A 15,368-nucleotide genomic window follows, 5' to 3' on the forward strand; every position below is an offset into this window, starting at 1 on the left:
ACTGTGGGAGGACAACCTATCCCGGTGTTGACGGTGCTCGGCATCGTGGCAGCAGCTGTCGCGACGGTGGCTATCGGAATCTACGGCGTTCGGCTCGCTCGTACCACCTCGGACTTTCTCGTCGCGTCCAGAACCGTCAGTGCGCGGTGGAATGCGACGGCCATCTCCGGCGAGTACCTCTCTGCTGCTTCGTTTCTCGGTGTTGCGGGGCTGGTCGCCAAGTACGGCGCCGACGCACTCTGGTATCCCATCGGCTTCACCGCCGGATACCTCGCCCTGCTGCTGTTCGTCGCAGCGCCGCTTCGGCGTTCCGGTGCGTATACCGTCCCCGATTTCGCCGAGTTCCGTCTCGGCTCACCGCGATTGCGCAAGCTCGCGATGCTCGTGGTCGCGATGGTGTGCATCCTGTATTTGATTCCACAGTTCCAAGGCGCGGGACTGACGCTCAATATCTTGCTCGGGGTTCCCAGTTGGATCGGCGGCGTAGCGGTCGGGGTCATCGTCATCGCCAACGTCGTCGGCGGCGGGATGCGCTCGATCACCTTCGTTCAGGCCTTCCAGTACTGGCTGAAACTGACTGCCGTCGCGATTCCCGCTGTGGCACTGACCTTCTACTTCTTCGGCGATCACCACGACGTCGGCGCGTCGATGCCGCCGACGGTCACCACTGCGACGACCGTCGACATCACCACCGACGTCGTCGTCCAGGTGTCCGAGCCGGTGACGGTCAGCGGCGGCGCAGTCGACGGGCGAGCGGTCGAAGGCACGATGACCCTGGGGCCGGGGGAGCACACTCTCGGTGAAGGCATGTCCATGGTCCTCGACGCGGGAGCCGCTGTCCCTGTCGTCGCCGGAGCGCCCGCGCAGAACTCTGACTGGATCACCCCGGGTTGGGGTTTCGGTGGGCCGCACCCGATGTACCAGGTGTACTCGCTGATGCTCGCGACCTTCCTCGGAACGCTCGGCCTTCCTCATGTTCTCGTCCGGTTCTACACCAACCCCGACGGCCGGGCAGCCCGTCTGACGTCGCTCGCCGTTGTCGGTCTGGTCAGCGTGTTCTACCTGTTTCCGACACTCCTCGGCGTCTTCGCTCGTCTGTACGTCCCGCAACTTCTGATCACCGGCACCTCTGACGCGGCGGTGCTGCTGTTGCCGGGCTCGGTGTTCTCGGGGTGGGGCGGACAACTGCTGGCAGCCCTCGTGGCGTCCGGTGCCATCGCCGCTTTCCTGTCGACGTCGTCCGGATTGCTCGTCAGCATCGCCGGCGTCGTCAGTACCGATGTTCTCCGTGGTCGAGTTCGAGACTTCCGTATTGCAGCGCTACTGGCCGGGGTCGTTCCTCTCGTGCTGTCGCTGGCGGTGGTGTCGGTCGACCTCTCGAGAACCGTCGGTTTGGTGTTCGCAGTCGCTGCGTCGACGCTCTGCCCACTGCTCGTATTGGGTATCTGGTGGCGCGGTCTGACTGCCGTCGGCGCGGGGGCGGGGATGGTTGTCGGTGGATGTGTTGCGGGCACTGCCGCTACTGTCGCCGTCCTGGGTGGTTTGTCGGAGGACGTCCTCGGTGGCTGGCCGGCAGCCATTTTCGCGTTCCCGGCCGCGGTGAGCGTGCCGCTGGCGTTCCTCACGATGATCGTCGTGAGCAAGGTGTCGTCGAAGCAGATACCGGCAGATATTGCGCGAATCTTCACGCGGATGCACGCCCCGGAACGTCTCGGAATGGGCTCCGATCGCGAAGACGATCTCCGCCAACCCTGACTTTCACCGCCCGAACCCTCTGCCGTTGGTCGCGCCTGCCTGACCGTTCGGCGCAGCGCGCGACTGCTCACCGTGTGACTGGCGCCACAGCGTCTTCATGTGACTCCGATCTCACTAACGTCTGTGCGTAGTTCACTTCACACGCGAGGCGAGGAGCCGGCAGTGTCCACAGCAGAAATCAGTGAGGGGTCGCCGCAAGAGCGACGCACCCCGGATGCCCAGGCATTCATAGACATGCAAGCGAGTCCCGAATTCCAGGAACTCCGAACGCGTCTGCGCAAGTTCGTTTTCCCCATCACTGCATTCTTCCTGCTCTGGTATGCGGTGTACGTCGTCCTGGCTACCTATGCCCACGACTTCATGGCCACCAAGGTCCTCGGCAACATCAATCTCGGCATCATCCTCGGCCTCGGGCAATTCGTCACGACCTTCGCCATCACCGCGTGGTACGTGAAGTTCGCCGGTCGTGAGCTCGATCCCCGCTCCGCCGCCATCCGTGAAGAACTGGAAGGTCCCGCACAGTGATCACCACACTCGCCGCGTCCGGAACGGACGTAGGAAACCCAGCCTTCAACATCGCGATCTTCCTCGCTTTTGTCGTCGTGACCATGACGCTGGTGATCCGCGCCAGCCGGACCACCAAGAAGGCGTCCGACTTCTACACCGGCGGTGGGCAGTTCACCGGCCCGCAGAACGGGTTCGCCATCGCCGGTGACTACCTCTCGGCGGCATCGTTCCTCGGTATCGCAGGTGCGATCGCCGTGTACGGCTACGACGGCTTCCTGTACTCCATCGGCTTCCTTGTCGCCTGGTTGGTTGCACTGCTCCTGGTCGCCGAATTGCTCAGGAACACAGGAAGATTCACGATGGCCGACGTCCTGAGCTTCAGGCTCAAGCAGCGTCCGGTGCGCATGGCGGCAGCCCTGTCCACTCTGGCCGTTTCCCTCTTCTATCTTCTTGCCCAGATGGCCGGCGCCGGTGGACTTGTCGCGCTGCTGCTCAACATCGACGGCAAGGTGGGACAGTCGATCGTCGTCGCGATCGTGGGTGTGCTGATGATCGTGTACGTCTTGGTCGGCGGCATGAAGGGCACCACCTACGTACAGATGGTCAAGGCAGTTCTGCTGGTTGCCGGAGCCGGAATCATGTTCGTACTCGTTCTGTGGGCAGTGCGCGGCAACTTCTCTCAGTTGCTCGCCAATGCGCAGGACATGGTCAACAGTTCCACCACCAAGGGTGTGCAGGGACGCGACATCCTCGGCCCCGGTGCCAAGTACGGTCTTTCCGGAATGACGAAGCTCGACTTCATCTCTCTCGGAATCGCTTTGGTGCTCGGCACCGCGGGCCTGCCGCACGTACTGATGCGTTTCTACACGGTGCCCACTGCCAAGGAAGCTCGCCGCTCGGTGACCTGGGCGATCGCGCTCATCGGTGCCTTCTACCTGTTCACACTGGTTCTCGGCTACGGCGCGGCCAGCATGGTCGGACCGGACAAGATCTTGGCAGCTCCTGGTAAGGAGAACGCGGCCGCTCCGCTACTCGCCTTCGAGCTCGGTGGCACCATCTTCCTCGGCATCATCTCCGCGGTGGCGTTCGCGACCATCCTCGCCGTCGTTGCCGGTCTCGCGATCACTGCTTCTGCGTCGTTCGCTCACGACATCTACGCCAGTGTCATCAAGCGCGGCAACGCAACCGAGGAGCAGCAGGTTCGAGTTTCTCGAATCACCGTCGTGGTCATCGGACTCGTCTCCATCGTTCTCGGCATCATGGCGATGGGGCAGAACATCGCCTTCCTGGTGGCCCTCGCCTTCGCAGTGGCGGCCTCGGCGAACCTGCCCACCCTGCTGTACTCGCTGTTCTGGAAGAAGTTCAACACCACCGGTGCGCTCTTCAGCATCTACGGCGGTTTGGTCAGCTGCTTGACGCTGATCGTGTTCTCCCCGGCAGTGTCGGGCAAGCCGTCGTCGATGTTCCCGAACTCCGACTTCGCCTGGTTCCCGCTCTCGAACCCCGGCATCGTCTCGATTCCGCTGGCATTCGTCCTCGGCATCGTCGGTACGTACATCGGACGCAACAAGATCGAAGATCCGGCAAAGCAGGCGGAGATGGAAGTTCGCTCCCTCACCGGCGTCGGCGTCGAAAAGGCTGTCAGCCACTAAGAGGGGCAAAGCCCCGTGCGTCTTTCTGGTACCTCTGGTTACGGAAAAGGCGCACGGGGCTTATTGTTCTGCCATGGCAAAGCTCACAGTGAAAATCGACGTTCCGCTTCCTCCTCAGGAAGTGTGGGACAAGGCGTCCGATCTCAGTGGATACGAAAACTGGCTCGTGGTTCACGACGGATGGCGCAGTGAACTTCCCGAACAACTGGGTGTCGGCACCGAGATCAGCTCGGTCGTGACCGTGAAGGGCCTGCGCAACCGCGTTCGGTGGACCATCAAGAAGTACGACGTTCCGAAGGCGATCTCGCTCAAGGGAGACGGCAAGGGCGGGGTCAAGCTCGGTCTCGAACTCGACGTGAAGGCAAAGGGCGACGGGTCGGAACTCGCGCTGACAGTCGAGTTGGGCGGCGCGCCGTTGTTCGGCCCGATCGGTTCGAGTGTGGCGCGGGCGCTCAAAGGCGATGTGGAGAAGTCGCTGGCCCAGTTTGTCCAGATCTACACCTAGTTGTGGAGATTTCCACATCGAGCTACTTCACCGCTAACGTGAGTTAGGATTCTTTTCGGCGGGATAAACCGGGCATCGGTTGGTTATTGATGCGGGTCCCGCCGGAAAGGATTCGATCAATGTCGTCTCGTCATGGGTACGGCGCACCACCTGCGTCCATGCCTCGATCCGTGCAGGTTCTGATCGGACTCTTGGCAGTAGTCGCAGTCGGTGGAACCGCAGCATTCGCCGTGACGTTCAAAAGCGTCAGCGACAAGGGAGAACTCGGTGCGAGTGCTGTCACAGCTGCGACGGCAACCAGCTGTGAGAACCCGGAAACCGTGACCGTGGCCGCCGATCCGTCGATCGCCTCGGGACTCGAAGCTGTCGCCGCTGCCATCCCCGCTACGGAACTCGGGTGCAGCTCGCTCAGTGTGACGCCGCAAGATCCCGTGCTCACCGTCGCGGCGATCGCCGACGGTTCGGCGCCCGCATTATGGATCCCTGATTCGAGCGAATGGTTGGACAAGGTTTCGGCTAGCGGGCAGGAGATTCGCCGGATCAGCAACTCGGTCGCGTCCACCCCTGTTGTCACTGTCTCGGCGCCGGGTAGCGAGGCACCCACCGCTTGGACGGATGTCCTCGGCGCTCCAGCACTGCACATCGGCGATCCCCTCACCAGTGCCGTCTCCAGCGCACCGATCGTGGCAGCCTTTGCCGAGGCCCAGTCGCGGGGCGGGGACCTCACGTCCATTTCGGCAGCCCTGGTCCCGGTGGCGCAAGCGCAGTACGGAAATCTGAAGGAAACCGGTTCGACCGGACGCATCCAAACCGTGGACGCGTCCGGCGGGACCGCGGTGACGACCGAGCAGACCTTCGAGGCTTATCTTGCCGCACATGCGGACAGTCGACTCACCGCGTCGGTACCGTCGTCCGGTTCGGTCTTCATGGACTACCCGATGGCAAGTGTGGGTGCAGACTCGTCGGCGGCGGTCGACGCCGGCAAACTGCTGGCGGCAGCGCTGACATCGGACACCGGGCGCTCCGTACTTGCCGGCCTCGGGTTCCGCGGCGCGGATCAGGCCCCGCCGGTCGCCGGTGGAGTGGGAAAAGTTGGCTCGCTGGTGCCGTCCGATCCGACTGTGGTCACCAAAGCGCTTGCGCGGTACGAGATTCTGTCCAGGCCTTCCCGTGCACTGGCAGTTGTCGACGTCTCGGGGTCCATGGACTACATGCAGGACGGGGTCACTCGAATGGCCGCGACTGCACAGGCTGGTGACATTGCGATCCGAATGTTTCCCGCCAACGCACAATTGGGTCTCTGGGCATTCTCCGTAGACCTCGGCGAGGGCACGGACTACCGCGAACTCGAACCTGTCGCCCGTATGGATGCAACTGAAGGCGACACGGATCATCGGAGCAAACTGCTGTCTCGGATCGACAGCCTCTCTTCGATCGTCGGCGGCGGAACAGGTTTGTACGACAGCGTTCTCGCCGCGTATCGGTCCATGCAACAGACTTACGATCCGGCCTCGATCAATTCGGTGATTCTACTGACCGACGGTGCCAACGACGATCCGTCGGGTATCGCCCTGCAGGAACTTCTCGACACCCTGACTCGCGAGCAGGACCCGACGCGGCCGGTACCGATCATCACCATCGGTGTCACCGATGACGCCGATACCGATGTGCTCGAGCAGATTTCGGCTCTCACCGGCGGCAACAGCCACTTCGCTCCGACACCGGCAGACATCCCGAAGGTCTTCGTCGGCGCGATCAGTGGGCGCGCCGGCTGAACTACTCGAGGACTGGCGCGTCGGCGCTGTCCGTGATCCATTCGGTTGCGAGTCTCTCGAGGGTGCCGTCGGCGTAGAGCGCATCCACGGCGGCAGAGACGCACGCCGTCAGAGGACTGTTCTTCTCGAGCACGAACCCGAAGAATTCGGTGACCGCGTTGGGCCGCGGAAACTGACCCACGATGACCGACCCGGGCAGTTCGTTCTCGGTGATGTGGAATCCGGTCGGGATGTCGACGACCAATGCGTCGATCTCGCCCGCGGCCAGCGCAGCTTTCGCGTCGTCCGTGGTCGCGAACTCGCGTGGCGCAGTGGTCGGAACAATCGTGTCGGTGATCGCCGCGAGGCTGGTGGAACCGGTCTGAGCGCCCAAACGGTAGCCGGCCAGATCCGCAAGATTCCTTGCCTCAGCGGCTGTGCTCCCGCGCGAGGCGATCACCGACTGCGCCACTGCGTAATACGGCGAGCTGAAGTCGACGTTCTCGCGGCGATCCCCGGAAACCGTGAACTGATTGACGTCGAAGTCGAAATCCTTGGGGCCTGGTTTCAGTGCGTCGTTGAAGGCGACCGTGGTGAAGCGAACCTGATCGGCGTTGTACCCGAGTTTGTCGACGACGGCCCGGGCCACCGCTCCCTCGAAGCCCTTGCCGTTGGACGGAGTGTTGTCGACGAACCACGGCGCGTACGCCGGCGAATCGGTGGCGATGGTCAAGACACCGTCTTCGAGGGTGGTCCCGCTCTGGGGTCCGCACTTGTCCACGGCGGTGGTCGAGGGCAGTTTGGTGAATGCCTCGGGAACCGTGGTCGTGGTGTCCGCTGCCGCAGGTGCCTCCGGCTGCGACGAACACGAGCCCAACAAGATCGAGCAAGCGAAGATCGCGGTCACGGCAACAGCGCGTCGTGTCATAGGCACAAGGCCATCTTGCCTGTTTGTCCGGTACGGACGTGACGGGGGTCTCGTGTGAGCGGAGTTCACGCAGCTGAGCGTCGTAGTGCAAGGCGCTCCGACGGTGTCGTCCCACCCCATACTCCGTGTGGTTCAGCGGTGTCGAGTGCAAAGGTCAGGCAGTCCCGAATGACCGGGCAGCGGAAGCACACCTGCTTCGCGGAACTCTCCCGTGCAGCCCGATTGCGTCCGCGTTCTTCACCCGGCGAATAGAACACCGCCGGGTCCACTGTTTTACAGGTGGCGAACATCCGCCAGTTGTTGTCCACCAACGGCTCCACGGAACTGCGAACTGTCATCGTGGTCTCCTCTCCCCTCGAGAATCCAGTCTTGCCCGTGGACTGGCGCAGCGGCAGGTTTCCGATCCACCAGATTTCTACTGCCAGATGCAGCACTATCCAGCACAATGAGGAGATGGCAACGACGGATCGGGGTCAGATCACGCTCGACGGCACAACGGTGTCCGTGACCAATCTGGGCAAGATCCTCTACCCCGAGAGCGGCACCACGAAGGCCGAAGTCATCGACTACTACACCCGTATCGCCGCAGTCATGCTTCCGCATGTCGTCGGTAGACCGGGCACTCGTAAGCGTTGGCCCAATGGCGTGGACGGTCAGTCCTTCTTCGAGAAGAACCTTGCGTCGTCTGCCCCGCAGTGGCTCACGCGTGCGTCGCTGCAACATTCTGATCGTGTCGTCACTTACCCGGTCTTCGATTCCGTTGCATCCCTGGCGTGGCTGGGGCAGCAGGCCGCACTCGAATTGCACGTTCCCCAATGGCGATTCGACGGTTCCGAGCGTGGTCCGGCGACACGACTGGTATTCGATCTCGACCCGGGCGAAGGCGTCGGATTGACCGAGTGCGCCGAGGTGGCGAGGTCGATTCGAGATCTGGTCGCAACTCTGGGGTGGACTGCCTATCCGGTAACCAGTGGTAGCAAGGGAATTCACCTCTACGTTCCACTGGATCGAGCCTTGGACGGCAGCGGTGCGTCGACTGTCGCCAAGCAGATCGCCACCGGACTCGAGAAGCTTCACCCGGATCTCGTCACCGCGACGATGGCTCGAAATGTGCGGGCAGGCAAGATTTTCGTGGACTGGAGTCAGAACAACGCAGCCAAGACAACCATTGCGCCGTACTCGATGCGTGGTCGCGATCAACCCTATGTTGCCGCGCCGCGCAGTTGGGACGAACTCGACGATCCGAAACTACGGCATCTGTTGTTCGACGAGGTTCTGGAGCGCGTCGAATCCGATGGTGATCTGCTGGGCGATCTGGATCCGCCGGTCTCGGCGGCTGTAGCCGACACGTTGACGCACTATCGCAACAAGCGGTCGGCCGACCGGACGCCGGAGCCGATCCCTGCTGCGGTGACCAAGGAGACAGCGGGCAATACCTTTGTGATTCAGGAACATCACGCCAGACGATTGCATTACGACGTTCGGCTGGAGCGGGATGGTGTGCTCGTGTCCTGGGCTGTTCCGAAGGGCGTACCGACCAGTGCCGGAGAGAATCGGTTGGCCGTGCACACCGAGGATCACCCGCTCGAGTACGCCACGTTCTCGGGCACGATTCCGAAGGGGGAGTACGGCGGCGGTTCGATGACGATCTGGGATTCCGGGACGTACGAGACCGAGAAGTGGCGTGAAGACGAGGTGATCGTGCGCCTCAGTGGGAAACGGGTGCAGGGACGCTTCGCGCTGATCCGGACGAAGGGTGACCAGTGGTTGATGCATCTGATGAAGGATCAGAACGCGAGTTTCGGAACGGAGTTTCCCAAGAATCTCGAGCCGATGCTTGCCACCGCTGGAACGCTCGAAGGTCTCGACTCGCAGGAGTGGGCTTTCGAAGGTAAGTGGGACGGGATTCGAGTGATTCTCGAATATCATTCGGGCACAATGTCACTTCGCAGTCGCGCGGGTAACGACAAGACCGGGGACTATCCCGCCCTTGCCGGGTTGGCCGAGGTGCTGGACGGTCATGACGTGGTTCTCGACGGGGAAGTGGTGGCGTACAACGACGCGGGGGTCACCGATTTCGGTCTTCTCCAGCGAGGTGGGGAGCCGGTGTTCCTGGCCTTCGATCTTCTGTACCTCGACGGAGTGTCTTTGCTGCGGAAATCCTACTCGGACCGGCGCACCGTGTTGAATGCGTTGGCGGGCAAGGTCGGTGAGCTCGAGGTACCTCCACAGATCGAGGGCACGGCGGAGAACGCGTTGGAGGTGAGTACCGATGCCGGATGGGAAGGGATTGTCGCCAAACGTCGTGCATCGGTCTACCTTCCGGGGCGGCGTGGGTCGAGTTGGATCAAGGTGAAGAACTGGCGCACTCAAGAGGTGGTGATCGGAGGGTGGCGCACTGGGCAGGGCAATCGAGCACAGGGGATCGGGGCGCTGCTCATGGGAATTCCGGGTGAGGATGGATTGACCTACGTGGGGCGCGTCGGTACCGGCTTCAGTGATCGCGACTTGGAGTCTTTACTTGCGACACTGGAACCGCTGCGTCAGAAGGAAAGTCCGTTTGGGGAGGAACTGCCCGCCGACGACCGCAAGGGAGCAGTGTGGGTGAAACCGGAACTCGTCGGTGAGGTGCGGTTCATGGATTGGACGGCGACCGGACGCCTTCGTCATCCGAGTTGGCGGGGTCTGCGGGAGGACAAGAAACCGGGCGACGTGGTGCGGGAAACAGTGCAATGACGGCCAACGCACCGACGAACGCGACTGCGGCACAGATTTGGATTCCGGTACTCATCGCCGAGGTGTAAGCCTGGTTCGCTGCGTCGGTCAAGGCACTCGCGGGGGGAGCGCCGGCATGGATCTGCGCCGGATCGGCTGTGGAAGTGTCGACTCCGGGTTCGAAGCGGGACCGGAAATCGGTGGCTACGACCGTCCCGATGACGGCGACGCCCAGAACTCCACCCAACTCTCGCACGACGCTGTTGATCGAACTGGCCATCGAAGCCTGCTGGGGCGCAACCGAAGACATCGACGTGGTTGTGGCCGGAGCCATGACCAACCCCATCCCCGCGCCGACCAGTGCCATGATCGCAGCCAGGATTCCGAACGGTGCGTACCTATCTGCTGCGATCGACAGGACCAACAGTCCCGCGGACATGACTGCGAGACCGGTCGCGATCGAACTGCGCACGCCGAATCGGCCGACCATACGATCGCTGCTGGAGGCGACAGTCGCCATCACTATCGCAAACGGAACTGCACCGACGCCGGCGACCAATGGACCGTAACCACGAACTAATTGGAGGTATTGCGTGTACGTGAAGAGAACTCCGAAAAGGGCGAAGAATGTTACGGCCAAGATGGCATTGGAGGTGCTGAACACTCGACTGGTGAAGATGCGCACGTCGGTCATCGGCGCCGAGGCCCGCAGCTCCCACCAGACGAATCCGGCGAGAAGTGCTGTTGCGCTGACGATCTCCAGCACCGTGACGGGCGACGACCATCCGCGAAGGCTTGCCTGGGTGAGGGCATCCACGATCAAAGCCAGTCCGCCGGCGGACAGCAGGAGTCCGGGGATGTCGAACGAACCCTTCGTGATCCCTCTTGCCGGGGGCACAAGAAAAACCGTCGCGGCGATCACACCGGCGACCAGTGGGACGTTTATCCAGAAGACGCTTCCCCAACTGAAATGTTCGAGAAGTACGCCACCGGCCACGGGGCCGATCGCGATTCCCAGTCCGGCGGTTGCAGACCAGATTCCTATCGCCCGGCCTCTCTCGTGCGGGGCGAACATCGAGACGACAAGTGACAGCGTCGCCGGCATGACCAGTGCGGCGGCTGCCCCCATCACTGTTCTCCATCCGATCAGCTGCAACGACGTGTGAGAGAGGGCAGCGAAGGCTGACCCGAGGGCGAACAAGGTGAGGCCGGTCAGAAGTATCCGACGGTGACCGAATCTCGCGCCGAGTCCACCTGCCGTGATGAGCAAGGCGGCGAACGCCAATGTGTATGCGTTGGTGATCCATTGCAGGTCGACGGTGGTCGCTTGCAGTTCGCGGGCAAGGGTCGGGATAGCGGTGTTGAGGATGGTGTTGTCGATCGTGACTACGACGAGGGATGTGCAGAGGGCGCCCAATGCTGCCCATCGTCGCCGGTCAGTGGGTTCGAGGGAATTCATCATGTCCTTACGAATGTAACCTTACGAATGTTTAGTGATGAGAACGTACCCCCTCGCCTTACATGTGTAAAGTTTGTCGGGTGAGTGATGTTTCCGAAGATGCCGATGAAACTGGGACGAGTGGTTCTCGGAGTACTCGCGCCCGAAATCCGAGAGGAAGCGGCGCACGGCTCCGCGGAGAGATCGTCGCCGCAGCGGCGACGCTCATCGCCCGCACCGGATCGGATCAGGCGGTGACGCTCCGATCGGTCGCTCGCGAAGTCGGGATATCCGCACCATCTATCTACGGACACTTTTCCGATCGCGATGCCATTGTCGAAGCGGTGGTCTCCGAATCGCTGGAGCAGTTGCATCTCGCCGTGGCCGACGCCGTTTCCGCACACCCCGACCCGGTCGAGGGTCTGTATGCCGGGTGCTCGGCATACGTCGAGTTCGGCATTTCCGAGCCCGCTCGGTATCGGGTCTTGTTCGGGTGGTCCAGGCCGAAAGGTCAGTCACCACAATCGGATACGCGAGGACTGGCCGCCTTCAACACGCTGGTGACCAACCTCGACGCGTGCGTCGCCGCTGGGAGGTCGGCCAGCACAGACACTTTTGTCGATGCGGTATCGATCTGGACTTCGCTGCACGGACAGGTGATGTTGCGGGCCGATCTTCCGGAATTCCCGTGGCCGTCGACCGACACCGTCGGTGAGATGGTGAGGAGCCTTGCGCGGCTTGTGAACTGACGCCTCAACCGTTTGCTGATCGGCAACCAGGCGAGGTCTGATCCAGCATCGTGAGATAGGCATCGAGCTGAGCTGCGCCGGCGAGAAGGTTGCGACTGCGTGTGGCCAGCCGGTCTTGCCAGGATTCGAGGAACGCTGACAATGCGTCTGCTCCGCCGGCCTCGCGCAGCGAATCGAGAAACTGAGCGACTTGCGACAGCCGATAGCCACCGCGCCGCAGCTGCCGTGCGATCTCGGCGTCGCGCACACACTCCGAACCGTATTCGCGATAACCCGTTGCCTGTTCGCGCTCGGGGCGCAGGATGCCGTGCTCTTCCCATGTGCGCAGTGTCGCCGGGTGAACGCCGAGACGGCGCGCCAGCTCACCCACCGTCAGCGCTGGACCGTGCACCAGTGCCGGTGCCATGGTGGACAGAGTCCCCAGCGCTGTGGCTACCTCGGTGCGAGTTTTTCGCTCGGCGAGCAGCGTCACGTGCGCACTGTCGATCAGGCGGTAGGCGGACTCGGTGTCGCCCAGGTTGGTCGCCCGCATGATTTCCGTGGCCCGCTGGTGCCCGTGACCGCCGCGCAATGCGAGGAAAGTGCGCAGGGCTTGCGCGTGCACTGGGGTGTATCGCCGGTAGCCGTAAGTGCTGCGCTCGCTCGGAGGGAGGATGCCGGCATCGTCGTAGTTGCGGATCGCCTGTGCGGACAACCCGTGTTCACGGGCAAGGTCTATGGGCCGCACTGATCACCTCCGATTGAGGCTTTTCACGGTATACCCCAGGTAATTGCCGGTGAAAGTTTCACTCGAATCTTCAACGATACTGTCGAAGGCAGTCCACCTTCGAAAGGGATGATCATGTCCACTGCCCCAGCGCTGAGTGAGTTCGGCCGCCAACTCGAAGACGCGGCAAGTCTTGGTCGTGCCGTCGACGAACTGCTCGCAGCGCGAACCGAGGTGCCGGCTCTGCTCGCTCTCGGCGAGCCGACTCATGGGATCAAGGCTTTTCCGTTGCTGCGCAACGAACTTCTCGGCCAACTGGTCGAACGAGGATATCGGTCGATCGTGCTCGAAACAGATGTCTTTGCGGCTTTGCTCGTGAACGACTACGTGAACGGGGGAGAGGCGGACATCGAGAAGGTGCTCGCCACAGGCTTCAGCCACGGATTCGGTGCGGTACCGGGTAACCGCGAACTCGTCGAATGGCTACGCGAGTACAACCACGGCCGCGCTCCGGCCGACCGAGTTCGCTTCTACGGCTTCGACGCTCCGGTGGAGTATTCCGGTGCACCGAGCCCACGTGGCGCGCTGTCTGCAGCAGGTGACTTCCTGCCCGCTGCGATGCGGCCGCACTCGTTCGACGGCATCGACCTTCTGCTCGGGCAGGACACCGACTGGACCAACCCGGCGGCGATGTTCGAACCGGCTGCGTCCGTCGGCAACTCCGATCAGGCTCGTGCCCTGCGCATCATTGCGGACGACCTCGCCAGCGTCCTGCGGCGCGCCGCACCTGTGCTGCGGCCCGCCGACCCGGCCGGGTACGACCTGGCCCTTGCACATTCACGCACCGCTCTGGGGCTCTTGCGCTATCACTCCGCGATGGCGAGTTCCGCTCCTGATCGCATCGGCACTCTGCTCAGTCTGCGTGCCGAGATGATGGCCGAGAACCTGTTGGCGGTCGTCGCCCAGGAGCAGCGACGCGGGCCGATCCTGCTCTTCGCACACAATGCCCATCTCCTGCGAGTGCCGTCCGACATGCCCGTCAACGGCGACGTGGTCAGCTGGGGGAGCGCCGGCTCACTTGTCGGACTTGTCCTCGGGGAGCGCTACGTATTTTTGGCAACCGACGCCAACCCCGACAGTGATCCGGGCACTCTGCAGGGAGCGTTGGCCGATGCGACCAGTCGGCGTGCCCTGTTTCCGGCGCCCGCACTTCGCGCAGCACTTGACCCGTCCGTCACCGCGGGAGAGGCGATCCTGCCCGGCCACCTGCCGCTGAAACCTTCGGAGTTGGACGGCGCCGACGCGGTCATCTTCGTCGCGGATGCCGACGGGCAGCGTCATCAGTACTGGTAACAGCGTCAGGGGCAGAGCGCGTGAGAGAGTATCGCGACGGTGTCCGGCTGGTCCTTCGGCGTCGACGTCAGCGTCACGGTGAACGCACGATCCGGCGTCGCGCCGGACAGTGTGTAGTACCCGTAGATCCCGCCACTGTGGCCGGTATAGGTGACGCCGCAGGGAAGTTCGGTGGCGCCGACGCCCATCCCGTACCCGAGTCCCTCGGCTTCGGTGGCGGCGACCTGAGGGGTGGTCATCTCGGCAAGCTGCTCGGCCGGCACCACCTGCCCGTCGAGTAGTGCACGCCAGAAGGTGTTCAGGTCTGTGCCCGTCGAGACCATCGCTCCGGCAGACCAGGGGATCGACGGTTCCGTGCGGGAAACGTCGGTCAGGCCACCGTCGAGATCCTGATAGCCCGTCAGGTGATCGCCCCTGATGTCGAGCTCACCGGCCGGCGGGAGGTACGTGTCTTCCAAGTCCAGCGGATCGAGTATCCGAGACCGGAGTTCATCGGCGTAGCTGCGGCCACTCACGGATTCGACGAGCATTCCGAGAACGATGTAGTTGGTGTTGGTGTAGACGAACGACGTTCCGGGGACGAATTGCGCCGGTTTGCCGAGGGCGATGGCGACCGCGGCGGACGGCGTCAGCGTTCGGTTCTCGTTTGCTGCAATCCATTCGTCGGCGCCGGGTTCTCCGGCGAACTCGGGAAGGCCGCTGCGATGTTGCAGCAGTTGCCGCACGGTGATCGCGCTACCGTCGATGCCACTGCCGTCCATGTCACTGCTGTGCAGTAGGCCCGGGAGATACTGCTCGATCGGTGCGTCGAGGTCGACCTTGCCCTCGGCGACCAACTGCAGAACGAGCGAAGCTGTGAATGTCTTTGTCACACTTCCGATCCGGACGCGATCATTCTTGCCGATCGAATCGCCGTTGGTCCGGTTGGGCACGCCGCTGGTCATGACAGCCGTCGTGGTGCCGTCGTCGAGTGTTGCGATCGACCCGACGACACCCGACCTGGTGAGTCCGTCGAGATCCGATTGAATCTCCACTGCGCGCTGGAGCGTCGAGCAACCGACGAGTGCCGTGGTGGCTCCGATGATGACCGCGGCGACGAGCAGGTATGGGCGCATGAGTCGAATCTATGGACCTTGTCGTGCCGCGGGATCCAGGAAATCCCCCATCATTCCCTGATCTTCTGCCAGCCCGGGACGTAAGGCCCGTTTGTTCAAAACCGACAAATCGGATCAATCATTCCTGTCCGAACACCACGTCCACGCCGTTAACATCCGAACGAAGTGTTTGTTTTCACGTGTCTTACCAG

At 62.7% G+C, this 15,368-nt stretch carries 13 protein-coding genes; 8 read left to right on the forward strand and 5 right to left on the reverse strand.

Annotated elements, in window-relative coordinates:
• Positions 1–3 precede the first annotated feature (3 nt).
• The 5 genes from QM609_RS14730 to QM609_RS14750 all read left to right on the forward strand — a co-directional run bounded on the left by QM609_RS14730 (position 4) and on the right by QM609_RS14750 (position 6,194).
• Positions 4–1,755 carry a sodium/solute symporter gene (locus QM609_RS14730; RefSeq protein ID WP_050654686.1) on the forward strand — a complete coding sequence of 584 codons (1,752 nt, stop codon included), beginning with the start codon at positions 4–6 and terminating at the stop codon, positions 1,753–1,755.
• A gap of 162 nt (positions 1,756–1,917) precedes the next feature.
• Positions 1,918–2,280, forward strand: coding sequence for a DUF485 domain-containing protein (locus QM609_RS14735; protein WP_003939976.1), 363 nt, complete (start codon positions 1,918–1,920; stop codon positions 2,278–2,280).
• Entirely contained in the window at positions 2,277–3,914 is a 1,638-nt protein-coding gene (locus tag QM609_RS14740; protein WP_003939876.1) for a monocarboxylic acid transporter, read from the forward strand. The genes QM609_RS14735 and QM609_RS14740 overlap by 4 nt, the downstream gene beginning before the upstream one ends.
• A gap of 73 nt (positions 3,915–3,987) precedes the next feature.
• A complete protein-coding gene (locus QM609_RS14745) occupies positions 3,988–4,419 on the forward strand; it encodes a type II toxin-antitoxin system Rv0910 family toxin (RefSeq protein WP_003939735.1) in 432 nt (143 codons plus the stop codon).
• A 119-nt stretch (positions 4,420–4,538) separates the two neighbouring features.
• Positions 4,539–6,194 carry a substrate-binding domain-containing protein gene (locus QM609_RS14750; protein ID WP_050654685.1) on the forward strand — a complete coding sequence of 552 codons (1,656 nt, stop codon included), beginning with the start codon at positions 4,539–4,541 and terminating at the stop codon, positions 6,192–6,194.
• A 1-nt stretch (position 6,195) separates the two neighbouring features.
• Here QM609_RS14750 and QM609_RS14755 read toward each other — a convergent pair whose 3' ends face one another.
• A complete protein-coding gene (locus QM609_RS14755) occupies positions 6,196–7,101 on the reverse strand; it encodes an ABC transporter substrate-binding protein (protein WP_050654684.1) in 906 nt (301 codons plus the stop codon).
• 65 nt (positions 7,102–7,166) lie between these two features.
• The gene (locus tag QM609_RS14760) at positions 7,167–7,439 is read right to left on the reverse strand and encodes a WhiB family transcriptional regulator (protein ID WP_050654722.1); all 273 of its coding nucleotides are present in this window, start codon (positions 7,437–7,439) and stop codon (positions 7,167–7,169) included.
• Positions 7,440–7,554: 115 nt separating this feature from the next.
• Here QM609_RS14760 and QM609_RS14765 point away from each other — a divergent pair, with 115 nt between their 5' ends.
• Positions 7,555–9,837, forward strand: a complete 2,283-nt coding sequence (locus QM609_RS14765) for an ATP-dependent DNA ligase (protein ID WP_047272596.1) — start codon at positions 7,555–7,557, stop codon at positions 9,835–9,837.
• Here the strand turns inward: QM609_RS14765 and QM609_RS14770 are convergent.
• The gene (locus QM609_RS14770) at positions 9,737–11,278 is read right to left on the reverse strand and encodes an MFS transporter (RefSeq protein WP_050654683.1); all 1,542 of its coding nucleotides are present in this window, start codon (positions 11,276–11,278) and stop codon (positions 9,737–9,739) included. The genes QM609_RS14765 and QM609_RS14770 overlap by 101 nt on opposite strands.
• 77 nt (positions 11,279–11,355) lie before the next feature.
• Here QM609_RS14770 and QM609_RS14775 point away from each other — a divergent pair, with 77 nt between their 5' ends.
• On the forward strand, positions 11,356–12,003 hold the full coding sequence (locus QM609_RS14775) for a TetR/AcrR family transcriptional regulator (protein WP_003940096.1): 648 nt from the start codon (positions 11,356–11,358) through the stop codon (positions 12,001–12,003).
• Between the two features lie 4 nt (positions 12,004–12,007).
• On the opposite strand, the gene QM609_RS14780 is transcribed toward QM609_RS14775, so the two are convergent.
• Positions 12,008–12,730 (reverse strand): MerR family transcriptional regulator, encoded by a 723-nt coding sequence (locus QM609_RS14780; RefSeq protein WP_050654682.1) that lies wholly within the window; start codon positions 12,728–12,730, stop codon positions 12,008–12,010.
• 108 nt (positions 12,731–12,838) lie between these two features.
• Between QM609_RS14780 and QM609_RS14785 the strand changes: the two genes are divergently transcribed.
• On the forward strand, positions 12,839–14,062 hold the full coding sequence (locus tag QM609_RS14785) for an erythromycin esterase family protein (protein ID WP_082238950.1): 1,224 nt from the start codon (positions 12,839–12,841) through the stop codon (positions 14,060–14,062).
• A 5-nt stretch (positions 14,063–14,067) separates the two neighbouring features.
• Here the strand turns inward: QM609_RS14785 and QM609_RS14790 are convergent, their stop codons facing one another.
• On the reverse strand, positions 14,068–15,177 hold the full coding sequence (locus QM609_RS14790; RefSeq protein WP_050654681.1) for a serine hydrolase domain-containing protein: 1,110 nt from the start codon (positions 15,175–15,177) through the stop codon (positions 14,068–14,070).
• Between the last annotated feature and the right edge of the window lie 191 nt (positions 15,178–15,368).

This window comes from Rhodococcus sp. IEGM 1302 (assembly GCF_030056935.1).
Taxonomy (GTDB): Bacteria; Actinomycetota; Actinomycetes; order Mycobacteriales; family Mycobacteriaceae; genus Rhodococcus_F; species Rhodococcus_F qingshengii.